Annotated in this window: 18 protein-coding genes and 1 pseudogene; 5 read left to right on the forward strand and 14 right to left on the reverse strand. The window is 69.0% G+C overall.

Translation table 11 applies throughout. The features are described 5' to 3' along the window. Window positions 1–69: 69 nt before the first annotated feature. The 4 genes from pilB to coaE are packed head-to-tail and all read left to right on the forward strand — an operon-like array spanning window position 70 to window position 4,585. A complete protein-coding gene (pilB, locus tag ML342_RS09830) occupies window positions 70–1,794 on the forward strand; it encodes a type IV-A pilus assembly ATPase PilB (protein ID WP_240126867.1) in 1,725 nt (574 codons plus the stop codon). An 11-nt stretch (window positions 1,795–1,805) separates the two neighbouring features. Then, window positions 1,806–3,074: a type II secretion system F family protein gene (locus ML342_RS09835; protein WP_240126868.1), complete on the forward strand. Its 1,269-nt coding sequence runs from the start codon at window positions 1,806–1,808 to the stop codon at window positions 3,072–3,074. Between the two features lie 20 nt (window positions 3,075–3,094). Next, window positions 3,095–3,958: a prepilin peptidase gene (locus ML342_RS09840; protein ID WP_240126869.1), complete on the forward strand. Its 864-nt coding sequence runs from the start codon at window positions 3,095–3,097 to the stop codon at window positions 3,956–3,958. Between the two features lie 15 nt (window positions 3,959–3,973). Beyond that, window positions 3,974–4,585 carry a dephospho-CoA kinase gene (gene coaE / locus ML342_RS09845; RefSeq protein ID WP_240126870.1) on the forward strand — a complete coding sequence of 204 codons (612 nt, stop codon included), beginning with the start codon at window positions 3,974–3,976 and terminating at the stop codon, window positions 4,583–4,585. Between the two features lie 37 nt (window positions 4,586–4,622). Here the strand turns inward: coaE and mutT are convergent. The 3 genes and pseudogenes from mutT to ML342_RS09860 form a co-directional block, all read right to left on the reverse strand. Then, window positions 4,623–5,003: pseudogene (gene mutT / locus ML342_RS09850) on the reverse strand (8-oxo-dGTP diphosphatase MutT); the annotation flags it as partial. Window positions 5,004–5,072: 69 nt separating this feature from the next. Further along, complete coding sequence (gene secA, locus ML342_RS09855) at window positions 5,073–7,784, reverse strand: preprotein translocase subunit SecA (RefSeq protein ID WP_240126871.1); 2,712 nt, start codon at window positions 7,782–7,784, stop codon at window positions 5,073–5,075. Window positions 7,785–7,929: 145 nt separating this feature from the next. Continuing rightward, window positions 7,930–8,343, reverse strand: a complete 414-nt coding sequence (locus tag ML342_RS09860) for a hypothetical protein (RefSeq protein ID WP_240126872.1) — start codon at window positions 8,341–8,343, stop codon at window positions 7,930–7,932. Between the two features lie 6 nt (window positions 8,344–8,349). Between ML342_RS09860 and ML342_RS09865 the strand changes: the two genes are divergently transcribed. Then, window positions 8,350–8,844, forward strand: a complete 495-nt coding sequence (locus ML342_RS09865) for a DciA family protein (protein WP_240126873.1) — start codon at window positions 8,350–8,352, stop codon at window positions 8,842–8,844. A 96-nt stretch (window positions 8,845–8,940) separates the two neighbouring features. On the opposite strand, the gene lpxC is transcribed toward ML342_RS09865, so the two are convergent. From lpxC to ML342_RS09920, 11 genes are all read right to left on the reverse strand, one after another. Continuing rightward, entirely contained in the window at window positions 8,941–9,858 is a 918-nt protein-coding gene (gene lpxC / locus ML342_RS09870; protein WP_240126874.1) for a UDP-3-O-acyl-N-acetylglucosamine deacetylase, read from the reverse strand. Between the two features lie 200 nt (window positions 9,859–10,058). Continuing rightward, window positions 10,059–11,306 carry a cell division protein FtsZ gene (gene ftsZ, locus ML342_RS09875; RefSeq protein WP_240126875.1) on the reverse strand — a complete coding sequence of 416 codons (1,248 nt, stop codon included), beginning with the start codon at window positions 11,304–11,306 and terminating at the stop codon, window positions 10,059–10,061. A gap of 88 nt (window positions 11,307–11,394) precedes the next feature. After that, window positions 11,395–12,630: a cell division protein FtsA gene (ftsA, locus tag ML342_RS09880; protein WP_240126876.1), complete on the reverse strand. Its 1,236-nt coding sequence runs from the start codon at window positions 12,628–12,630 to the stop codon at window positions 11,395–11,397. Beyond that, window positions 12,627–13,403 (reverse strand): cell division protein FtsQ/DivIB, encoded by a 777-nt coding sequence (locus ML342_RS09885; RefSeq protein WP_240126877.1) that lies wholly within the window; start codon window positions 13,401–13,403, stop codon window positions 12,627–12,629. The genes ftsA and ML342_RS09885 overlap by 4 nt, the downstream gene beginning before the upstream one ends. Further along, window positions 13,400–14,341 carry a D-alanine--D-alanine ligase gene (locus ML342_RS09890; protein ID WP_240126878.1) on the reverse strand — a complete coding sequence of 314 codons (942 nt, stop codon included), beginning with the start codon at window positions 14,339–14,341 and terminating at the stop codon, window positions 13,400–13,402. Before ML342_RS09890 ends, ML342_RS09885 begins: the two co-directional genes overlap by 4 nt. After that, window positions 14,338–15,780 carry a UDP-N-acetylmuramate--L-alanine ligase gene (murC, locus tag ML342_RS09895; protein ID WP_240126879.1) on the reverse strand — a complete coding sequence of 481 codons (1,443 nt, stop codon included), beginning with the start codon at window positions 15,778–15,780 and terminating at the stop codon, window positions 14,338–14,340. Before murC ends, ML342_RS09890 begins: the two co-directional genes overlap by 4 nt. Further along, on the reverse strand, window positions 15,777–16,862 hold the full coding sequence (gene murG / locus ML342_RS09900; protein ID WP_240126880.1) for an undecaprenyldiphospho-muramoylpentapeptide beta-N-acetylglucosaminyltransferase: 1,086 nt from the start codon (window positions 16,860–16,862) through the stop codon (window positions 15,777–15,779). Before murG ends, murC begins: the two co-directional genes overlap by 4 nt. Next, the gene (gene ftsW / locus ML342_RS09905; protein ID WP_240126881.1) at window positions 16,859–18,205 is read right to left on the reverse strand and encodes a putative lipid II flippase FtsW; all 1,347 of its coding nucleotides are present in this window, start codon (window positions 18,203–18,205) and stop codon (window positions 16,859–16,861) included. The genes murG and ftsW overlap by 4 nt, the downstream gene beginning before the upstream one ends. A 1-nt stretch (window position 18,206) precedes the next feature. Next, window positions 18,207–19,295, reverse strand: coding sequence for a phospho-N-acetylmuramoyl-pentapeptide-transferase (gene mraY / locus ML342_RS09910; protein ID WP_240126882.1), 1,089 nt, complete (start codon window positions 19,293–19,295; stop codon window positions 18,207–18,209). Beyond that, the gene (locus ML342_RS09915; protein WP_240126883.1) at window positions 19,285–20,670 is read right to left on the reverse strand and encodes a UDP-N-acetylmuramoyl-tripeptide--D-alanyl-D-alanine ligase; all 1,386 of its coding nucleotides are present in this window, start codon (window positions 20,668–20,670) and stop codon (window positions 19,285–19,287) included. Before ML342_RS09915 ends, mraY begins: the two co-directional genes overlap by 11 nt. Continuing rightward, window positions 20,667–22,139, reverse strand: a complete 1,473-nt coding sequence (locus tag ML342_RS09920) for a UDP-N-acetylmuramoyl-L-alanyl-D-glutamate--2,6-diaminopimelate ligase (RefSeq protein ID WP_240126906.1) — start codon at window positions 22,137–22,139, stop codon at window positions 20,667–20,669. The genes ML342_RS09915 and ML342_RS09920 overlap by 4 nt, the downstream gene beginning before the upstream one ends. Window positions 22,140–22,141: the final 2 nt, after the last annotated feature.

A 22,141-nucleotide genomic window follows, 5' to 3' on the forward strand; every position in this document is an offset into this window, starting at 1 on the left:
GCAATCGCGTGCGGAAATCCCGGCGTTTACGCTAAAGTCCCGCCAATGCTGCGGGAGGGCTTCTGACCAATGAACACCGCCACCACTCCGAATCTGATGGGCATCACCGGCATCGCCCGCCGCCTGGTGCTGGACGGCGCGCTGGACGAGGCTACGGCGCGGCGTGCCATGGAAGCCGCCACCGCCGAAAAGACGCCGCTGGCCACCTATCTGGCCGAACGCCGGCTGGTATCTCCGGCGGCGCTGGCGGCCGCCAACTGCGTGGAGTTCGGCATGCCGCTGGTGGACGCGCTGGCGATCGACCCGGCCTACACCGCCATGTCGTTGGTCAAGGAGGAACTGCTGCACAAGCACAACGTGCTGCCGCTGTTCAAGCGTGGCAACCGGCTGTTCGTCGGCACGGCAGATCCAACTAACAATCGCGCGCTGGAGGACCTGAAGTTCCACACCAATCTGGCGGTGGAGCCGATCCTGGTGGACGCCGACCAGATCCGGCGCTGTCTCGAGCTGTGGCAGGAGGCGGCCAATGCGCTGGAGGAGGATCTGGATGACGCCGAGGGGCTGGAAGGCCTGGAATTCGGCGACGCCGATGACGACTTCGGCAGCGATGCCGGGATCGATGCCAAGGGCGAGGACACGCCGACCGTCAAGTTCGTCAACAAGGCGCTGACGGAGGCCATCCGGCGCGGCGCTTCCGACATCCATTTCGAGCCTTACGAAACCGAATACCGGGTGCGCTTCCGTATCGACGGCATCCTGCGCGTATACAAAAAAGCGCCGGTGAAGCTGCACGCCCGCATCGCCGCGCGCCTGAAGGTGATGGCCAAGCTGGACATCGCCGAAAAGCGGGTGCCGCAGGACGGCCGCATCAAGCTGAATCTGAGCAAGGGCAAGCAGGTGGACTTCCGCGTCAGCACCCTGCCCACCATGTTCGGCGAGAAGATCGTGCTGCGCATCCTGGACGGCAACGCCGCCAGGATCGGCATCGATAAGCTCGGCTACGAGCCGGAACAGCAGAAGCTGTTCCTGGAGAACATCCACAAACCCTACGGCATGGTGCTGGTGACCGGCCCCACCGGCTCGGGCAAGACGGTGAGCCTGTATACGGCGCTCGGCATCCTCAATGACGAGACCCGCAACATCAGCACGGTCGAAGACCCGGTGGAAATCCGCCTGCAGGGCGTCAACCAGGTGCAGCAGAACGCCAAGCAAGGCATGACCTTCGCTGCCGCGCTGCGCAGCTTCCTGCGCCAGGACCCGGACGTGATCATGGTCGGCGAAATCCGCGATCTGGAAACCGCGGAGATCGCCATCAAGGCGGCCCAGACCGGCCATATGGTGCTGTCCACCCTGCATACCAACGACGCCCCGCAGACCATCGCCCGCCTGATGAACATGGGGATTGCGCCCTACAACATCACCAGCGCGGTCAACCTGGTGATCGCCCAGCGCCTGGTGCGCCGCCTGCACGACTGCAAGCGCGCCGTGCACCTGCCCGAACACGCGCTGCTGGCGGAGGGGTTCACGCCGGACGAGGTCCACGCCGGCATCACCGTGTACGAGGCGGTGGGCTGTCCGGACTGCACCGAAGGCTACAAAGGCCGCATCGGTATCTACCAGGTCATGCCGATGACCGAGGAAATCCAGCAAATCGTGCTGGCCGGTGGTAATGTCCAGCAACTGACCGAGGCCGCCCTGCGCAGCGGCGTCCGCGACCTGCGGCGCTCCGCGCTGGACAAGGTGAAACAGGGGATCACCAGCCTGGTCGAGATCAACCGCGTCACCAAGGATTGAAGGGGAGCCCCATGTCCGCACGCAGAGCCGCGATCAACAAAGCCCGCGAGAAAGCCGAAACCCGCCGCCTGAACCCCCTGGAAGAGTTCGTCTGGCAGGGCCGTGACCAGCGCGGCAAGATCATGAAAGGCGAGCAGCTGGCGCGCAACGCCAATCTGCTGCGTGCCGAGCTACGCAAGCAGGGCATCAACCCGATCATGGTCAAGCCCAAGCCGAAACCGCTGTTCGGCGGCGCGACCAAAAAGATCAGCTCGCGTGACATCGCCGTGTTCAGCCGCCAGATCGCCACCATGATGAAATCCGGCGTGCCGATCGTGCAGGCGCTGGAGATCATCGGCGGCGGCAACAAGAACCCGGCCATGAAGAAGATGGTCAACAGCCTGCGCAACGACATCGAGGGCGGTTCCTCGATCTACGAGGCCATGAGCCAGTTCCCGGTGCAGTTCGACGAGCTCTACCGCAACCTGGTGCGCGCCGGCGAGGCCTCGGGCGTGCTGGAGACGGTGCTGGAGACCATCGCCGACTACAAGGAAAACATCGAGAGCATCAAGGGCAAGATCAAGAAGGCGCTGTTCTATCCGGCGGCGGTGATCGCGGTGGCGATCATCGTCTGCGCCGTGCTGATGATCTATGTGGTGCCGATCTTCAAGGAAACCTTCGCCGATTTCGGTGCCGACCTGCCGGCTTTCACCAACCTGGTATTCGGCATCTCCGACATCCTGGTGAAGTGGTTCTGGCTGATCGGCCTCATCGCCGCCGCCGGGATCGGCTTTTTCATCTTCAGCTACAAGCGCTCCGATCGCCTGCGCTATACCGTCGACCGGCTCATGCTCAAGCTGCCGGTGATCGGCAAGGTGCTGCACGAATCGGCGATCGCCCGCTTCGCCCGCACCCTGGCCGTCACCTTCAAGGCCGGCGTGCCGCTGGTGGAGGCGCTGGACAGCGTGGCCGGCGCCACCGGCAGCGTGGTGTACGAGCAGGCCGTACACAAGATGAAGGACGACGTCGCGGTGGGCTATCCGGTCAACGTGGCGATGAAGCAGGTCGGCCTGTTCCCGCACATGGTGGTGCAGATGACCGCGATCGGCGAGGAGGCCGGCGCTCTCGACTCGATGCTGTTCAAGGTGGCCGAGTTCTACGAGGAAGAGGTCAAGAACACGGTGGATGCCCTGTCCAGCCTGATCGAACCGATGGTGATGGTGGTGATCGGCGGGCTGGTCGGCTCGATCGTCGTGGCCATGTACCTGCCGATCTTCAAGATCGCGATGACCGTGATGTAAGCGCAGGGCACATACGGCAGATGGCATTTCTCGACGCGCACCCCGGCCTCGGCTATCCCGCTGCGGCCGGGCTCGGCCTGCTGGTGGGCAGCTTCCTCAACGTGGTGATCCTGCGCCTGCCGCGCCGGCTGGAATGGCAGTGGAAGCGCGAGGCGCGCGAGATCCTGGAGATCCCCGAACTCTACGAGCCGCCGCCGCCCGGCGTGGTGGTCGAGCGCTCGCATTGCCCGCATTGCGGCCATCAGCTGGCGTGGTACGAGAACATCCCGCTGCTGAGCTGGCTGGCCCTAGGCGGGCGCTGCCGCAGTTGCAAGACCCCGATCTCGCTGCAATACCCGCTGGTCGAACTGCTGACCGGGCTGCTGTTCCTGGCCTGCGTCTGGCGCTTCGGATTCGGCTGGAAGGGCTTTGGCGCGCTGCTGTTCACCAGCTATCTGATCGCGCTGGCCGGGATCGACTTGCGCACGCGCCTGCTGCCCGACCAGCTCACCCTGCCGCTGCTGTGGCTGGGCCTGGTGGCGGCGATGGAGCATCTGTACGTGCCGCTCAAGCCAGCCGTGCTGGGCGTGATGGCCGGCTATCTCAGCCTGTGGTCGGTGTACTGGGTGTTCAAGCAGCTCACCGGCAAAGAAGGCATGGGCCACGGCGATTTCAAGCTGCTGGCCGCGATCGGCGCCTGGACCGGGCTGGCCGGGGTGCTGCCGACGATCCTGCTGTCCTCGCTGGTCGGCGCGGTGGTCGGCTCGCTGTGGCTGCTCGCCCAGGGCCGCGACAAGGCCACTCCGATCCCGTTCGGTCCATATCTGGCCATCGCCGGCTGGATCAGCTTCATGTGGGGCCCTGACCTGGTGCGGCTGTACCTGCGCTGGGCCGGGCTGGCCTGACCCCTCGATATCCAGATGAGCGCCTATGTGATCGGCCTGACCGGCGGTGTTGCCTCCGGCAAGAGCCTTGCAGAATCGGCGTTTCAGGCGTTGGGAATCGTCGTGACGGATGCCGATGCCGCCGCGCGCGCGGCGCTGGCCGTAGGCAGCGCCGGGCTGGACGAGGTGGTGGCGGCGTTTGGTTCGGAGGTGCTCGCCGCGGACGGCAGCCTCGACCGTGCGGCGATGCGGCGGCGGATCTTCGCGGATGCCCAGGCCAAGCGCGTGCTCGAAGGCATCGTGCATCCGCGCGTGCGTGCCGCCCTGCACGCCGCCTGTCAGGCCGCCGCCAGCCCGTATGCGATCGCCTCGATTCCGCTGCTGGCCGAGGTCGGCGGTCGCAGCGCATACCCCTGGCTGCGCCGCATCCTGGTGATCGACGCCGACGAAACGACGCGCCTGGCGCGCCTGCAGGCGCGTGACGGTATCGACGCCGGGCTGGCCAGGCGCATGCTGGCGGCGCAGGCCAGCCGCGCGCAGCGGCTGGCGATCGCCGACGACGTGATCCGCAACGACGGCACGCCGGAAGCGTTGCTCGCGCAGGTCGCAGCGATGGATCGGCTATACCGGCGGCTGGCGGCAGCCTGAGCGCACGCGCGCCGCTTCAGCCGGCTGCGCCCTCGAGCAGACGCTCGACCACCGGTCGATCCGCCGGCGGCATCGGGTAGTCCGGCAGCTTGTGCAGCGGCACCCAGGCCAGTGCCTGGCCCTCGGCACCGCGCGGCTTGCCACGGAAGCGCACCTCGCGCACGTCCAGCCGCACCCGCTTGCCGGGACTGTCGGCCTCCACGCAGGCGACCGGGGCGCCGACCTCGGCCTCGATCTCCAGTTCCTCGCGCAGCTCGCGCCGCAACGCATCCTCTGGGGTCTCTCCTGGCTCCACCTTGCCGCCGGGAAACTCCCACAGGCCGGCGAGGTCGCGCCCCTCGGTGCGCCGGGTCAGCAGGATCCGCCCGCGCGCATCGCGCAGCACCGCAGCTACCACGTGCACCGGCGCCGCGCTCATCCTTGCCGCCACCCGACTTGCCACCCGCGCTCCCGGCACGTCGCCGGGAGGATCGACAGAGCGTCTGGCTCAGGCCAGCTGTCCATGGCAGTGCTTGAACTTCTTGCCGCTGCCGCACGGGCACGGATCGTTGCGGCCGATCCGGCCGGAGGCGATCAGCTGCCGCAACTGGACTTCCGCCGCTTCCTCGTCGGCGCCAAGTCCGCCCGTGGCGGGATGCTGGAACTGCATCTGCCGCGCGACCGCCTCGGCGCGGGCGCGCTCCTGCGCCTCGGCCTCGGCCACCTCCTGCTCGCTGCGCACGCGAATGCGCGCCAGCAGCGAAATGACTTCGCGCTTGACCCGCTCCAGCAGTTCGGTGAACAGCTCGAACGCCTCCCGCTTGTATTCCTGCTTGGGCTGCTTCTGCGCATAGCCGCGCAGGTGGATGCCCTGGCGCAGGTAATCCATGCGCGCCAGATGCTCCTTCCAGTTCTGGTCGAGCACGTTCAGCATCACGTGCTTTTCCAGCATGCGCATGGTCTCGCTGCCGATCTGCGCCTCCTTCTCGGCGAACAGCGCTGCCATCGCCTGCTGCACGAACTCCAGGATCTGCGCGGCATCCACCTCTTCGCGACCCTTGACGAATCCGACCAGATCCAGCTGCAGCCCGAACTCGGATGCCAGCTCCGCCTCCAGCCCGGGCAGATCCCACTGCTCGTCGATCGACTCCGGCGGCACGAAGCGGGCCACGGTATCCGCCACCACGTCATGGCGGATGCCGTCGATGTTGTCCTTGATGCTGTCGGCCTCCAGCAGCTCGTTGCGCTGCTGGTAGATGACCTTGCGCTGATCGTTGTTGACGTCGTCGAATTCCAGCAGATTCTTGCGGATGTCGAAGTTGTGCGCCTCGACCTTGCGCTGGGCATTGGCGATCTGGCGGGTCACCAGCGGCGACTCGATGATGTCGTCCTCTTTCAGGCCCATGCGCTCCATCACCTTCTTCACCCAGTCGGCGGCGAAGATGCGCATCAGGTTGTCTTCCAGCGACAGATAGAAGCGGCTCGATCCCGGATCGCCCTGGCGTCCGGAACGGCCGCGCAGCTGGTTGTCGATGCGGCGCGATTCGTGGCGTTCGGTGCCGATGATGTGCAGACCGCCGGCGGCGACCACCGCGTCGTGGCGCTGCTGCCATTCGGCCTTCACCCGCTCCTTCTCGGCGTCAGACGCCTCCGGCCCGAGCGCTGCCAGCTCGGCGTCCAGCGAACCGCCGAGCACGATGTCGGTGCCGCGGCCGGCCATGTTGGTAGCGATGGTCACCGCTCCCGGACGACCGGCCTGCGCCACGATGTGCGCCTCCCGCTCATGCTGCTTGGCATTGAGCACCTCGTGCGGAATGCCGAGCTGGCGCAGTTGCTCGCTCAAGAGCTCGGAGACCTCGATCGACGTGGTGCCGACCAGCACCGGCTGGCCGCGCGCGACGCAGTCCTGGATGTCGCGGATCACCGCGCGGTATTTGCCCGCCTTGTTGAGGAACACGAGATCGGAATGATCCTTGCGGATCATCGGGCGGTGGGTCGGGATCACCACCACTTCCAATCCATAGATGCTCTGGAACTCGTAGGCCTCGGTATCGGCGGTGCCGGTCATGCCTGCGAGCTTTTTGTACATGCGGAACAGATTCTGGAACGTCACCGACGCCAGGGTCTGGTTCTCGCGCTGTACCGGCACCCGCTCCTTGGCCTCCACCGCCTGGTGCAGACCATCCGACCAGCGCCGCCCCGGCAGGGTACGACCGGTGAACTCATCGACGATGATCACCTCGCCGTCGCGCACGATGTAATCGACGTCGCGCTGGTAGATCGCATGCGCGCGCAGGGCCGCATTGAGATGGTGCACCAGATGGATGTTGTGCGCGGCATACAGGCTCTCGTCTTCGCCCAACACGCCTGCCTGCCGCAGCAAGGCCTCGGCATGCTCCTGGCCGACTTCGGACAGATGCACCTGCTTCTGCTTCTCGTCCACCCAGTAGTCGCCCTCGGATTCCTCGGTCTCCTGGCGCACGAGCGACGGCACGATCGCATCCACCTTCACGTACAGCTCCGGCGATTCGTCGGCCGGGCCGGAGATGATCAGCGGAGTGCGTGCTTCGTCGATCAGGATCGAATCCACCTCGTCCACGATGGCGTAATGCAGACCGCGCTGGACGCGGTCTTCTTTGGCCAACGCCATGTTGTCGCGCAGGTAATCGAACCCGAATTCGTTGTTGGTGCCGTAGGTGATGTCGCAGGCATAGGCGGGGGCCTTGTCGGCGTGGTTCATGCCGGGATAGATCACCCCGACCGACAGCCCCAGCCAGTTGTAGAGCTTGCCCATCTGGGCCGCGTCGCGGCGGGCCAGATAGTCGTTCACGGTGACGACATGCACGCCCTTGCCTTCCAGCGCGTTCAGATAAACCGCGAGGGTGGCGGTCAGGGTCTTGCCCTCGCCGGTGCGCATTTCGGCGATCTTGCCGTCGTGCAGCACCATGCCGCCGATCAGCTGCACGTCGAAATGGCGCATGCCGAACACGCGCACGGAGGCTTCGCGGCAGACCGCGAACGCTTCGGGCAGCAGCTTGTCGAGCGACTCGCCCTTGGCGATGCGGGCCTTGAACTCGGCGGTCTTGGCCTTCAGCGCCTCGTCGGAGAGCGCCTGCATCTGCGGTTCCAGCGCGTTGATCTTCTTGACCACGGCGCCGTACTGCTTGAGCAACCGTTCGTTGCGGCTGCCGAAAATACTGGTGAGCAAACTATTGAGCATCGGTGGGGCAATCCCTGCGGGATGGGCGCCTGCGGCGCGGCATCGTAGATGTGGACGGCAATGCGCCCGACCGCGGCAAGCCCGGCGATCGGGAATCTTCAAGTTTAGCGGGTCGCGGCCTGCCGTGTCGGCGCACCCAGCGTCGTCAGGCGGCGACCGGCCCGTGCCGCGCCAGCGCCGCGTTGTGGCCGAACAACGTGCGCGGATCGCGCACGACCCCCTCCTGCCAGTCGCGGGCGCCGCCCGCGCCACCGGCAGGCTGCACGCAACGCTCATTCGGCAATCGCGCAAGCGCCCGGCTCGCCGCTGAGGTCTGGCCCTGCCCGCACGCCTGCACCCTGCGCTGCGGCGGACTATGCACGCCGGCGGCGGTGACCGCCGCTGCCTGCATGCTCTGGACCCAACCGCCTCCGCCGCGCACCCCCGCACCGCACAGCATGCCAGCGCCGAGCAACAGCGCCAGCGCGGCCCATGGCCGCTGCCAGATCCAGCCCGGCAGACCCCAAGCCTGCGCGAATGCGCGGCGCGGAGTATCGTGTGCCTGGTTCGTTCTGGTCATGCCGGCATGCCCCTTTCCCGCTCCTCGCCCAGCCCCGCCGCGCGCACCGCGCTGGAAGTGCTGCTGACCGGCGCCTCCAGCCGGGACACCCTGCGCCGCGCGCAATGGCTGCGCGCGCTGGACCAGCTGCTGCGGCCACATCTGCCCGCAGATCTGGCGCCGCACGTGCGCCTGGCCAACGTGCGCGGGCGGCGGCTGGTGCTCCTGACAGACACCGCCGCCTGGCACACCCGACTGCGCATGGTCACGCCCACACTGATCGCCGCGGCGCGCGCGCTCGGGGTGGAGGTGGATGCGATCAGCATCAAGGTGAGTCCGCCGCCGCAGCTGCCTCCGGCGGCGCCCGCCGCACGCGTCTCGCCAGCCACCCGCTCCGGCCTGCAGGCCGCGTTGGCCCTGCTGCGCGCGATCGATCCGCCAGAACGCCGGATGTCTGCCGAACGGGCCGCAGCGGCTCGCGACGCCCCTCCAGCCGCGAGCAACCCCGCCGAAAAATCGTGATGGCCGCGCACGCAGGCAGCATGTCTCGACGGGCTCATCGGCCGCCCCACGGGTGGTGGTCGGGCCTGCGAGGCGTTGCCGCGGCCGGCCTTCGCCTCACGCGCTCGCTGGCGCCAGGGCCAGCCCATACCCCGGCGCTGCCTGCGCCGGGTCGGTGAAACTCACTTCCTCCCAGGCCTCGGCATCGGCCAGCAGCGTGCGCACCAGCTGGTTGTTCAGCGCGTGCCCAGACTTGTAGCCCTGATAGGCGCCGAGGATGGGATGCCCGGCCAGGTAGAGATCGCCCACCGCGTCGAGGATTTTGTGGCGCACGAACTCATCCGCGTAGCGCAGGCCGTCCTCGTTCAGCACCCGGAAGTCGTCCAGCACGATGGCATTGTCCATCGAGCCGCCCAGCCCCAGGTTGCGCTCGCGCATGTATTCGAGGTCGCGCATGAAGCCGAAGGTGCGCGCGCGGCTGACCTCGTGGATATAGTTGCCGGTGGAGAAGTCCAGGGTGGCGCGCGACAGTGCCTCCGGGATGGCCGGATGGTCGAACTTGACCGTGAACTCGAGGCGAAAGCCGTCGTATGGCTCGAAGCGGGCGAACTTGTCGCCATCGCGCACCTCGACCGGCTTGCGAATACGCAGGAAGCGCTTGGGCGCATCCTGCTCGAGGATCCCGGCGGATTCCAGCAGGAACACGAACGGCCCGGCCGAACCGTCCATGATCGGCACCTCCGGCGCGGTCAGCTCGACGTAGGCGTTGTCGATGCCCAGCCCGGCCAACGCCGAGAGCAGATGCTCCACCGTCTGCACCTTGGCGCCGTCGCGGCTCAAGCCGGTGCACAACGTGGTCTCGGTCACCAGGGTGGCGCGCGCGGGGATCTCCACCACCGGCTGCAGATCGACCCGGCGAAATACGATGCCGGTCTCCACCGGCGCCGGACGCAGCGTCAGGAAGACTTTTTGGCCGCCGTGCAGGCCTACGCCAGTGGCGCGGATGACGTTCTTGAGGGTGCGCTGGCGTAACATCGGCGCACTTTAGCACGCCTCCGGCTGAACCTGAACGTAAACGCTGCGTTGCGTCAATGCCGACACTGCCTGCCTGCGGCCGACCGTACGCGGCGGAGGAAATGGCCGGCCAGCGCACGGCTGGCCGACCCAAGTCCCGCCGGGGCGGCCCCCGGCGGCAATCGGACACGGACCCTTCGCCCTGCGGGGTCGCGGCAGGCTCAGTCCGCCTGTCGGCGCAAGAACGCCGGGATGTTCAGATAGTCGTCCTTCGGCAGTTCCACGGCGACTGGCGCCGCGTCTGCGTTGCGCCGCAATGCGCTGGCGAGGCTGGAGGCGGGCGCCGCCGAATAGCCGTCCGCGATCGCATCGATCGGCAGCCCGGTGGTGCCGTCGCGCTTGCCCTGGGTGTTGATCAGCTCCACCTGCGGGCGCCGCGGACGCTCCTGGCTGGCATCGAACCGGCTGGACCGCAGATGCCCCTCCACCGGCGCCTGGCGCACCGCCGCGCGACTGAGGCCGGTGGCGACCACGGTGACCTTGACCTCGTCCTGCATCGCCGGATCCAGCGAGGTGCCGATGATGACGGTGGCATCCTCCGAGGCGAACTCGCTGACCACGCGGCCGATCTCGTCGAACTCGGCCATGGTCAGGTCGGTGCCGGAGGTGATGTTGACCAGCACGCCGTTGGCGCCATGCAGGTTGACATCGTCCAGCAGCGGGTTGCGGATCGCCGCCTCGGCCGCAGCCTGCGCGCGGTCGTCGCCGCGGGCCACGCCGGTGCCCATCATCGCCAGCCCCATCTCGCTCATCACCGTGCGTACGTCGGCGAAGTCCACGTTGATCAGCCCCGGGCTGACGATCAGGTCGGCGATGCCCTGCACCGCGCCCTGCAGCACTTCGTTGGCGGCGCGGAAGGCCTGGATCATGGTCGCGTTGCGGCCGAGCACGGTGATCAGCTTCTCGTTCGGGATCGTGATCAGCGAGTCGCAGTGCTGGCTCAGCTCCTCGATGCCCTTCTGCGCCACCTGCATGCGGCGGCGACCCTCGAACGGGAACGGCTTGGTCACCACCGCCACCGTCAGGATGCCCATCTCCTTGGCCAGCTGCGCGACCACCGGCGCCGCGCCGGTGCCGGTACCGCCGCCCATGCCGGCGGTGATGAACACCATGTCCGCGCCCTGCAGCGCGTCGATGATCGCCTCGCGGTCTTCCAGCGCGGCCTGACGGCCGACTTCCGGGTTGGCGCCCGCGCCCAGCCCCTTGGTGACATTGCTGCCGAGGGTGAGCTGGATGCTGGCGCCGCAGTTCTTGATCGCCTGCGAGTCGGTGTTGGCGGTGATGAACTCCACCCCCTCGACGCCGCTGTTGACCATGTGCGCCACCGCGTTGCCGCCGCCGCCGCCGACACCGATGACCTTGATGACCGCGTTGGGTGCTACTTGGTTGATCAGTTCGAAATGTGCCATGTCCGTGTCCTTTGTTGTTGTAGATACCTAGCCAATCCTTGACCCGCCTGCCGTCCTTCGACTGCTCCGCCGCCGCGGGCGCAGCCTCTCAGAACTCTCCGCGGAACCACTTCAACGCCTTACCCAGCACGCCCCCCACCTTGCCGGTGGGCAGCGTCGCGCGCTTCGGGCTCTCCATGCGCGCGCCCATCAGCAGCAGGCCGACCCCGGTGGCATGCACCGGGTTGCCCACCACTTCGCCAAGTCCGCCGACGTGCTGCGGAATGCCGATCCGCACCGGCATCTGCAGCATTTCCTCGGCCAGCTCGGCCACGCCCTCCATCTTCGCGGCGCCGCCGGTGAGCACCATGCCGGCGCGCACCCGCTGCTCGAAGCCGCTGCGCCGCAGCTCCGCCTGCACCATCTCGAAGATTTCCTCGTAGCGCGCCTGCACCGCCTGCGCCAGCGCGTGCCGCGGCAGCCGCCGCGGAGGCCGGTCGCCGACACTCTCGACCTGGATGCTCTCCTCCGCGCGCGCCAGCTGCGCCAGCGCGCAGGCGTACTTGACCTTGATGTCCTCGGCGTGCGGGGTCGGCGTGCGCAGCATGTGCGCGATGTCTTCGGTCACGTTGTCGCCGGCCACCGGCAGGCTGGCGCTATGCGCGATCGCGCCGCCGACGAACACCGCGATGTCGGTGGTGCCCGCGCCCATGTCCACCAGCACCACGCCCAGTTCGCGCTCGTCGTAGGTCAGCACCGCATGGCTTGAGGCGAGCACGCTCAGCAGCAGCTCGTCCACCTGCAGCCCGCACTTCTGCACGCACTTGGTGATGTTGGCGGCAGCCGCCGCGGCGCAGGTCACCAGATGCGCATGCACTTCCAGACGCACGCCGGTCATCCCGATCGGGTTGCGGATGCCTTCCTGCGAGCCGTCCAGCACGTAATCGCGCGGGACCGCATGCAGGATCCGCTGATCGGCCGGGATCGCCACCGCCTTGGCCGCGTCCAGCACATGCACCAGATCGGCCTGGGTCACCTCGCCGTCGCGGATCGGCGCCACGCCTTGCGAGTTGCGGCACTGGATGTGACTGCCGGAAATGGAGACGTAGGCGCTGCTGACTTCGCAGCCCGCCATCAGCTCCGCTTCTTCCACCGCGCGCTGGATGGAATGCACGGTGGAATCGATGTCCACCACCACGCCGCGACGCAGGCCGCGCGATTCGTGGGAACCAATGCCGATCACCTCGACCGGCTCGCCGGGCGCGTATTCGCCCACCAGCGCGGCCACCTTGGAGGTGCCGATGTCGAGTCCGACGATGAGGGTCTTGTCGCCTTTACGATTCATGTCTTGGAGCCAGTATTCGAGTGGGGGATGGAGGCGGCTGCGGCAGGCGTGGCGCCTGCGGGCGCAGCAGGCCCGGGCGCGCTAGCCCAGCTCAGCGCGAACCCATTGGTGTAGCGCAGGTCGGCGCGCAGCAGGCGCCGCTGCGGATCGTGTGCGATCAGCTGCGGCAGCAGCGCAGCGAAACGTTCCAGCCGGGCGGACGGCGCGTCGCGGCCGAGCACCACCTGGGTGCCGTCGGCGAGCGTGATCGACCAGCTGCCGCGCCTGTCGATCACCACCCCGCGCACCCCACCGACGCTGGCCAGCTGCTCGCGCGCCTGGTCGTAGAGGGCCACCACCTCCGGCACCCGCGCCTCCGGTCCGTCCAGCAGCGGCAGCCCGGCAGGCACCTGCACCTTACCGGCCGGAAACAGGTGGCCACGCTCCGACAGCAGGCGCGTCGCGCCCCAGCGCGCGAACGGCCGGTATTCGCTGATACGCAGCTCCAGCACATCCGGCCAGTGCTTGCGCACCTGCACCCGCTCGACCCACGGCAGGCGGCTCACCGCGCGCTGCACCTGGCCCAGGTCCACGGCGAAGAAGCCGCGCTGCGCGTACGGCAGCACGGTCGCACGCAGCTGCGCGCGGTCCACCCGCTGCAGCTCGCCCTGCACGCGCAGGGTCCGCAGCGGGAAGTGCGCGGTCAGCCACCAGCCGTCCACCACGCCCACCACCGGCAACGCGACGGTGACCAGCGCGAGCAACCAGATCAGCGGCATCCGCCACGCGCTCATAGCGTCTGCTCCAGAATGCGCCAGCACAGCTCCTCGAATCCGATGCCCAGCTGCGCGGCGGCTTTGGGAAGTAGCGAGTGGCTGGTCATGCCCGGCGCGGTGTTGACCTCCAGCAACAGCAGGCGGCCATCTTCACGCGCGCGCATCACGTCCACCCGGCCCCAGCCGCTGGCACCGGCAGCGCGGAACGCGTCCAGCGCCAGCGCGCGAATGGCCTCCTCCTCGGCGCCCTCCAGTCCCGGGCACAGGTACTGGGTGTCCTCGGCCACGTACTTGGCCGCGTAGTCGTACCAGCCGCCCTTGGGCACGATCCGGATCGACGGCAGCGCAAGCTCACCAAGGATGCCGACGGTCAGCTCGTCGCCGATCACCATCTCTTCCATCAGCATCTCGCCGCCGTAGGCGCGCGCCACCTCGACCGCGGCATCGAGATCGGCCGCGTCCTGCACCCGCGCCACGCCGACGCTGGAGCCTTCGCAGGAGGGCTTGACGAATACCGGCAATCCCAACTCGTCAGCGGCGGCCACCAGATCGGCGCCAGGCGCCAGCCGCACGAAGCGCGGAGTCGGCAGACCGGAGGCGATCCACACCTGCTTGGTGCGGATCTTGTCCATGGTCAGCGCGCTGCCCAGCACGCCGGAGCCGGTATGAGGAATGCCGAAGGCCTGCAGCAGACCCTGCAGCACCCCGTTCTCGCCTTCGCCGCCGTGCAGGATGTTGAACACGCGGTCGAAGCGCCCCTGCAGCAGCCCTTCGCGCAAAGCAACGAGACCGTCCACCGGATGCGCGTCGATCCCGCGCGCGCGCAAGGCCTCCAGCACGTTGCGGCCGGAATCCAGCGACACCGCACGCTCGCTGCTGGTGCCCCCCAGCAGCACCGCGACCCGCCCGAACGCGGCCGGGTCATGCGTGCGCAGTGGCGGCAGCGGCCGGCTCATACGCCACCTCCGGCGAGGCCGTCGCGGGCCAGCTGCTGGGCGACGGCGCCGATGTCGCCGGCGCCCATCATCAGCAGCAGATCGCCGTCGCGCAGCACGCCCGGCAGCGACTGCGGCAGCTCTGCGGCGCTCGCGACCAGCACCGGCTCGACGCGCCCGCGGGTGCGGATGGCGCGCGCCAACGACTTGCCATCGGCGCCGGCGATCGGCGCCTCGCCGGCGGGATACACCTCGGTCAACAGCAGCGCATCCACGCCGGACAGCACCGCCGCGAACTCGTCGAACAGATCGCGGGTGCGGGTGTAGCGATGCGGCTGGAACGCGACCACCAGCCGGCGCTCGGGCCAGCCGCCGCGCGCCGCCTCGAACACCGCGGCCAGCTCCTTCGGATGATGGCCGTAGTCATCCACCAGCAGCACCTTGCCGCCTCCGGGCAGAGTCAATGTGGCCAGCTGATTGAAGCGGCGACCGATGCCCTGGAAGCCTTCCAGCGCGCGCGCGATCGCCGCATTCGACACGCCCAGCTGCCAGCCGATGGTGGCCGCGGCCAGTGCGTTCTGCACGTTGTGGCGCCCCGGCAGGGCCAGCGTGCAGGGCGTGCGGCTGCCGTCCGGCAAGCACAGGGTGAAGTGCATGTGTCCGCCCTGCTGACGCACGTCGGCGGCGCGCACGTCAGCCTCCGGCCCCAGCCCGTAGGTCAGCACGTGGCGCGGCGTGGTGCGCGCCAGCTGCGCCACTTCCGCATCGTCGCTGCACAGCACGGCCAGACCATAGAACGGCAGCCGGTGCAGGAACTCGGAGAAGGCCTGCTTCACCCGCGCGAAGTCGCCGCCGTAGTTCTCCAGGTGGTCGGCATCGATGTTGGTGATGATCGCCGCCACCGGGTTCAGGCGCAGGAAGCTGCCGTCGCTCTCGTCAGCCTCCGCCACCAGCCAGTCGCCGCTGCCCAGGCGCGCATTCGCGCCGGCCGCGAGCAGCTTGCCGCCGATCACGAAGGTCGGGTCCAGCCCGCCTTCGGCCAGCACGCTGGCGGTCAGCGAGGTGGTGGTGGTCTTGCCATGGGTGCCAGCCACCGCGACCCCGCGCTTGAAGCGCATCAGCTCGGCCAGCATCTCCGCGCGTGGCACCACCGGGATGCGCTGCGCGCGCGCTTCCAGCAGCTCCGGGTTGTCCTCGCGGATGGCGCTGGAGACCACCACGCAGTCCGCATCCAGCACGTTGGCCGAGGCGTGCCCGTGATAGACGGTGATGCCCAACGCCGCCAGACGCCGGGTGGCGGCGTTGTCGGCGCTGTCGGAGCCGCTGACCTGATAACCGAGGGTACGCATGACCTCGGCGATGCCGCTCATGCCAACGCCACCGATACCGACGAAGTGCACCCGCGGCCGGGCGCGATCTGGATCGTCGAGCTGCTGCAGATGCAGACGCTGCGCGCTCATTCAGATACCTCATGGGGAATTTCGGACAAAACCGCCGCGGCGACCTGCGCGGCGGCATCGGGCTTGGCCAGCGCACGCGCCGCGCGCGCCATCGCCAGCCGCCGCGGCGCATCACCGGCCAGCTCGGTCAGCACCGCGCGCACGCGCAAGGCCAAGTCATCGGACTGCGGCAGCAGCACGGCGGCGCCGCGCTCCACCAGATATTCCGCGTTGCGGGTCTGGTGGTCGTCCACCGCCTGCGGGAACGGCACCAGCACGCTGCCGACGCCGACCGCGCACAGCTCGGCCAGGGTCAGCGCACCCGCACGGCAGATCACCAGATCGGCCCAGGCATAGGCCGCGGCCATGTCGGCGATGAAAGCGTCCACCCGGGCCGGCACGCCCGCTTCCACATAGGCCTGCCGCGCCTCATCCAGCAGCTTTTCGCCCGCCTGATGCCACACTTCGAGCGCCACGCCGAGCCCCGCCAGCGCCTGCGGCAGCGCCGCGTTGAGCGCGCGCGCGCCCTGGCTGCCGCCCAGCACCAGCAGGCGCATCGGGCCGGAATGCATGAACTCGCGCCGATCCGGCGGCGGAACCGCGGCGATCGCTTCGCGCACCGGATTGCCGACATGCACCTCGCGCGCGAAGGTCTGCGGGAAGCCCACCAGCACCTGCCGCGCCAGCCGCGCGAGCACTTTGTTGGTGAGCCCGGCCGCGCGGTTTTGCTCGTGCACCAGCAGCGGAACGCCAGCCAACCACGCCGCCAGGCCACCGGGGCCTGCGGCATAGCCGCCAAAACTGATGACCACATCCGGGCGGCGCATGCGCAGGATGCGACGCGCGCCGCGCAGCGCGCGCGCGAGCCGCAGTGGCGCTGCCAGCAGGGTGCGCAGCCCCTTACCCCGCAGCCCCGTGATCGGCAGGGTGTCGATGGCGATACCGTGCGCCGGCACCAGCCGGGTCTCCATGCCGCCGTCCGCGCCCAGCCAGCACACCTGCGCGCCGCGCTCGCGCAGCGCCTGCGCCACCGCCAGGCCCGGGAAAATATGGCCGCCGGTGCCGCCGGCCAGCACCATCACGTTTGCGATGCGCACGCTCATCGCGCCCTCCGCAACGCCGCCAGCGCGGCCGATTCCACGCGCGCCGGCTTGCCCATCACCGGCTCCACCCGCGCGCGCGCCGGCTCCACCCGGGCGGTGGCCGGCGCGAACGCGGCACCGGTGGTCGCGCCACTGTCCGCCGCGGCCGCCGGCGCCAGCGCGCCGACGGCCTTGCGCCGCGCCACCTGGCGCACGGCGCGCTCGTATTCCCATGACACCCGCAGCAGCAGCCCAAGCGCGGCGCAGGTCATCACCACCGAGGAGCCGCCGTAGGACACCAGCGGCAGGGTCAACCCCTTGGTCGGCAGCAGGCCGAGGTTGACCCCCATCGAGATGAAGCTCTGCATCCCCATCCACAGCGCGATTCCGAATGCCAGGTAGCCGGCAAAGTGGCGGCGCAGCTCGATGCATTTCAGGCCAAGCCAGAGCGCGCGCCCGACCAGCAGCGCATACAGCCCGACCACCAGGGTGACCCCGAGCAGCCCCAGCTCCTCGGCCACCACCGAGAAGATGAAATCGGTATGCGCCATCGGCAGATAGGACAGCTTCTGCACCGAGCCGCCCAGGCCGACCCCCAGCCATTCGCCGCGCCCGATCGCCATCAGCGCGTTGCTGAGCTGATAGCCGGCGCCGAGCTGGTCCTGCCAGGGATCCATGAACGAGGTGACCCGGCGCATCCGGTACGGTTCCAGGACCACCAGTGCCACCGCGCCCGGCAGCAGGACGAGCCCCGGCAGGATCAGCCGCTTCAGCGGCGCGCCGCCCAGCACCAGCATGCCCACGGTGATGCCCAGCAGCAGCATCGAGGAGCCGAAATCCGGCTGCAGCATCAGCATCGCCACCAGCAGCAGCGCCACCCCGGCCGGCTTGAGCATGGCATACCAGCGCTCGGCCACGTCCTCGCTGTAGCGCTTGAGGTAGCTGGCCAGCCACACCAGGTAGAACACCTTGACCAGCTCCACCACCTGGAAGCTGGCCGGCCCGAGGTTCAACCAGCGGCGAGCACCGTTGATGGTCTTACCCACGTGCGGCACCCACAGCACCAGCAGCAGCAGAATGCAGGACAGCAACAGCCAGTGCGCGTGCTGCTCGACCTGCTTCAGCTCCAGCCGCATCACCAGCAGCGCCGCCGCGATACCGGCGGCGAGATAGACCACATGCCGAGACAGGAAATACCAGGGCCCGACGTTCTGGCCTCCGCCGGCGATCGCAGCCGAGCCGACCATCACCACCCCGAGGCAGGCCAACGCGATCACCGCGCCCAGCAGCCACGGGTCGAAGCGCCCGCCGATCTCGTCCAGACGGGTCGCCTGCCCTGTGGTGTCGAAGCCGATCGCGGCCATCTCAGCGCACCTTCAACGTCGCCAGCCCGACCAGCACCAGCACCACGCTGATGATCCAGAAGCGCACGATCACCCGCGGCTCCGGCCAGCCCTTCAGCTCGAAGTGGTGGTGGATCGGCGCCATCCGGAACACGCGTCTGCCGGTGAGCTTGAAGCTGGCGACCTGGATCATCACCGACAGGGTCTCGATCACGAAGATCCCGCCCATCAGCACCAGCACCAGTTCCTGCCGCACGATCACCGCGATCGTGCCCAGCACCGCGCCCAGCGCCAGCGCGCCGATGTCGCCCATGAACACCATGGCGGGGTAAGTGTTGAACCACAGGAAGCCCAGCCCCGCGCCGGCGATCGCGGTGCAGATGATGATCAGCTCACCCGCGCCCGGCACCCGCGGGATCTGCAGGTAGTGGGCGAAGGTGGCGTTGCCGGAGGCATACGCGAACACGCCCAGCGCGCAGGCCACCAGCACGGTGGGCATGATGGCGAGCCCATCGAGGCCGTCGGTCAGATTGACCGCGTTGGAGAAACCGACGATCCAGAAATAGGCGATCGCCACGAAGCCCGTTCCGGCCAGCGGCAGCGCGACGGTCTTGAACAGCGGCACGTAGAAGGTGGTGGCCGCGGCGACGTCGGCGTTCACGTACAGGAAGATGCCGGCCGCCAGCCCCAGCAGCGACTGCAAGGCGTACTTGGTACGCGAACGCATGCCGTTGGGATCACGCTTGACGATCTTGATCCAGTCATCGGCCCAGCCGATCGCGCCGAAGCCCAGCATCACCGCCAGCACCACCCACACGTATTTGTTGCGCAAATCGCCCCACAGCAGCACGGATGCGGCGATCGCCAGCAGGATCAGAGCGCCGCCCATGGTCGGGGTGCCGGCCTTGGAGAAATGCGACTGCGGACCATCCTTGCGGATCGGCTGGCCGCCGCTCTTGAGCCCGGCCAGATAGCGGATCATCCCCGGCCCCCACCACAGCGACAGCGCGAGCGCGGTCAGCGCGGCCAGGATGGCGCGGAAGGTCAGGTAGTTGAACAGGTTGAAATGCCTGTGCAGCTGTTCCAGCCAGCGGATGAGCTCAAGCAGCATCGGTTCCCTCCTCACTGCCGCGCGCGGCATCCCGCGCCAGCAGCGCGGTTACGATCGTGTCCATCGCGCTGCCGCGCGACCCCTTCACCAGCACCCGCACGCCCGGGCGCAGCGCCGGCGCCAGCGCCTGCAGCAGTGCTTCGTGCGACTCGAACTGCTGCGCGCCCGGCCCGAATGCGGCGCTGGCATGCGCGCTCAGCGGCCCCAGCGTGAACAGGCGGGCGATGCCCGCCTCACGCGCGCGCGCGCCGGCCTCGGCGTGCAGCGCGACTTCGCGCTCGCCCAGCTCGCGCATGTCGCCCAGCACCAGCCAGGCCTCGCCACCGCCTTCGGCCAGGGTGTCGATGGCGGCCGCCAGCGAGTTCGGGTTGGCGTTGTAGCTGTCGTCGATCAGCAGCGCGCCATTACGCAGGGCATGCGCTACCAGCCGCCCGCCGACGCGCTCGCAGGCGGCAAGGCCGGCCTGGATCTGCGCCAGATCGGCGCCCACCGCCAGCGCCATCGCCGCCGCCGCCAGCGCATTGCGCACGTTGTGCCGCCCCGGTAACGGCAGCGCGATCTCGATCTCACCGGCAGGCGCCACCAGCGCGAAGCGCGAGCCCTCGAGGCCAGTCCGGATCGCGCGCGCGCCGACCTCGGCCGCAGACTCGATTCCGAACGTGATGACACGCCGCCCGCGCAGACGCTCGCGGAAATACATCGCGAACGCATCGTCCGCATTCACCACCGCCACCCCGTCCGCAGGCAGGGCCTGGTAGATCGCGCCCTTGGTCTGGGCCACGCCGAGCAGGCTGCCCATGCGCTCGAGATGGGCCGCGCCGACGTTGTTCACCAACGCCACGTCGGGACGCGCAATCGCGCACAGATACGCAATGTCGCCCGGCTTGCCGGCGCCCATCTCGTACACCGCGAAGCGCGCATCGTCGGGCGCCTCCAGCACCGCCAGCGGCAGCCCGATCTCGTTGTTGCGGTTGCCCGGATTGGCATAGGCGCCACCGAGCTGGCGCAGGATCGACAGCAGCAGGGTCTTGACCGTGGTCTTGCCGTTGCTGCCGGTGACCGCCAGCACCTTGGTGGCGCGCCCAGCCTGCACCGCAGCGGCCAGGCGACCCAGCGCGCGCTGGGTATCGGCCACCACCACCTGCGGGATGTCCACCGCCTGCGGCTGCGCGACCAGCGCGGCCACGCAGCCGCCGTCGGCCGCGGCCTGCACGTGGGCATGCCCGTCGAAGCGCTCGCCCTTGAGGGCGACGAACAACGCATCCCCACCCGGCAGCGCGCGGGTGTCGGTAGCGATCGCATCCACCGTGCGGTCGGCGCCGTGCAGGCGGCCGCCCGTGATCTGCGCGATCCAGCTGAGCTGACGCGGCTTCATTCACGACCTCCAGCGCGCCGGCGCAGGCATTCGCGCACGACGGCGGCATCCTCGAACGGGTGCTTGACCCCCGCGATCTCCTGATACGGCTCGTGGCCCTTGCCGGCCACCAGCACGACGTCTTCACTCCCTGCCTGCGCGATCGCCGCCGCGATCGCGGCGGCGCGGTCGCGCTGCACGTGCGCGGTCTGCGGCGCCGTCATCCCAGCCAGGATGTCGGCCACGATCGCATCGCCATCCTCCCCGCGCGGGTTGTCGTCGGTGACGATGACCACATCGGCCAGACGCTCGGCGATCGCGCCCATCTGCGGGCGCTTGCCGGCATCGCGCTCACCACCGCAGCCGAACACGCAGACCAGCCGGCCGGCGGTATGCGCGCGCAGCGATACCAGCGCCTGCTCCAGCGCATCCGGCGTGTGCGCGTAATCCACCACCACCAGCGGCAGCCCCGCCTCGCCGCCCAGCCGGTTCATGCGGCCATCCACCGGCAGCAGCTGCGACAACGTTTCAGCGATCAGCGCCGGCGCCACCTCCAGCGCATGCAGGGTGGTCGCCACGCCCAGCAGGTTGTCCACGTTGAAACGCCCCAGCAGCGGCGAGCGCACCGGATGCGCCTGACCGCCGGCGTGCAGCATGAACGCGATGCCGCGCCCATCCAGCACCAGTTCTTCGGCGCGCACGCTGGCGCCGGGAGCGCCACGCGAGGAAAAGCCGAGCGCGCGCACCTTGCCCTGCACCGCCGCGAACAGCTCGCGCCCGAACGCATCGTCCAGATTCACCGCCGCCGCGCGCAGGCCCGGCCAGTCGAACAACCGCGCCTTGGCCGCGCCATAGCGGGCCATGTCGCCGTGGTAGTCGAGGTGGTCGCGGGTGAGATTGGTGAACACGGCCACGTCGAAATGCACGCCGTCCACCCGCCCCTGGTCGAGCGCGTGCGAAGACACCTCCATCGCCACCGCTGCCGCGCCCTGATCGCGCAGTTCGGCGAGCAGCGCATGCAGGCGCAGCACCAGCGGGGTGGTGAAGCCGGTCGGCACCGCCTGCGGCCAGATCCCGGCGCCCAGCGTGCCTACGGTCCCTGCCTTCTGTCCGCGCAGCGTCCACGCCTGCGCCAGCAGCTGCACGGTGGAAGTCTTGCCGTTGGTGCCGGTGACGCCAACGGTGGTCATCGCTGCGCTGGGATGGCCGTGGAAGGTATCGGCCAACGTTCCCAGCCGCGCGCGCAGATCACGCACCGGGATCGCATCGGCAGGCACGGGCAACCCCTCCGGGGCCGGCGGCTCGTACAGCACGGCGGCCGCGCCGGCGGCCTTGGCGGCGTCGGCGAAGTGCAGGCCGTGCGCGCCGAAGCCGCCGATCGCCACGAACGCATTGCCAGGCCGCACCTCGCGGCTGTCCTGCGCCAGCCCGGTGATGGCCAGCTGCGCAGACAGCCCTTCCAGCTCGGGCAACAGTTCCCCCAGCAACATCT

It is taken from the genome of Thermomonas alba, from assembly GCF_022419205.1.
GTDB classification, from domain to species: domain Bacteria; phylum Pseudomonadota; class Gammaproteobacteria; order Xanthomonadales; family Xanthomonadaceae; genus Thermomonas; species Thermomonas alba.

Bases quoted from the DNA above. Each gene is read 5' to 3' on its own strand.
- pilB (WP_240126867.1), top strand. From the start codon at position 70: ATGAACACCGCCACCACTCCGAATCTGATGGGCATCACCGGCATCGCC.
- ML342_RS09835 (WP_240126868.1), top strand. From the start codon at position 1,806: ATGTCCGCACGCAGAGCCGCGATCAACAAAGCCCGCGAGAAAGCCGAA.
- ML342_RS09840 (WP_240126869.1), top strand. From the start codon at position 3,095: ATGGCATTTCTCGACGCGCACCCCGGCCTCGGCTATCCCGCTGCGGCC.
- coaE (WP_240126870.1), top strand. From the start codon at position 3,974: ATGAGCGCCTATGTGATCGGCCTGACCGGCGGTGTTGCCTCCGGCAAG.
- secA (WP_240126871.1), bottom strand. From the start codon at position 7,784: ATGCTCAATAGTTTGCTCACCAGTATTTTCGGCAGCCGCAACGAACGG.
- ML342_RS09860 (WP_240126872.1), bottom strand. From the start codon at position 8,343: ATGACCAGAACGAACCAGGCACACGATACTCCGCGCCGCGCATTCGCG.
- ML342_RS09865 (WP_240126873.1), top strand. From the start codon at position 8,350: ATGCCCCTTTCCCGCTCCTCGCCCAGCCCCGCCGCGCGCACCGCGCTG.
- lpxC (WP_240126874.1), bottom strand. From the start codon at position 9,858: ATGTTACGCCAGCGCACCCTCAAGAACGTCATCCGCGCCACTGGCGTA.
- ftsZ (WP_240126875.1), bottom strand. From the start codon at position 11,306: ATGGCACATTTCGAACTGATCAACCAAGTAGCACCCAACGCGGTCATC.
- ftsA (WP_240126876.1), bottom strand. From the start codon at position 12,630: ATGAATCGTAAAGGCGACAAGACCCTCATCGTCGGACTCGACATCGGC.
- ML342_RS09885 (WP_240126877.1), bottom strand. From the start codon at position 13,403: ATGAGCGCGTGGCGGATGCCGCTGATCTGGTTGCTCGCGCTGGTCACC.
- ML342_RS09890 (WP_240126878.1), bottom strand. From the start codon at position 14,341: ATGAGCCGGCCGCTGCCGCCACTGCGCACGCATGACCCGGCCGCGTTC.
- murC (WP_240126879.1), bottom strand. From the start codon at position 15,780: ATGAGCGCGCAGCGTCTGCATCTGCAGCAGCTCGACGATCCAGATCGC.
- murG (WP_240126880.1), bottom strand. From the start codon at position 16,862: ATGAGCGTGCGCATCGCAAACGTGATGGTGCTGGCCGGCGGCACCGGC.
- ftsW (WP_240126881.1), bottom strand. From the start codon at position 18,205: ATGGCCGCGATCGGCTTCGACACCACAGGGCAGGCGACCCGTCTGGAC.
- mraY (WP_240126882.1), bottom strand. From the start codon at position 19,295: ATGCTGCTTGAGCTCATCCGCTGGCTGGAACAGCTGCACAGGCATTTC.
- ML342_RS09915 (WP_240126883.1), bottom strand. From the start codon at position 20,670: ATGAAGCCGCGTCAGCTCAGCTGGATCGCGCAGATCACGGGCGGCCGC.
- ML342_RS09920 (WP_240126906.1), bottom strand. From the start codon at position 22,139: ATGTTGCTGGGGGAACTGTTGCCCGAGCTGGAAGGGCTGTCTGCGCAG.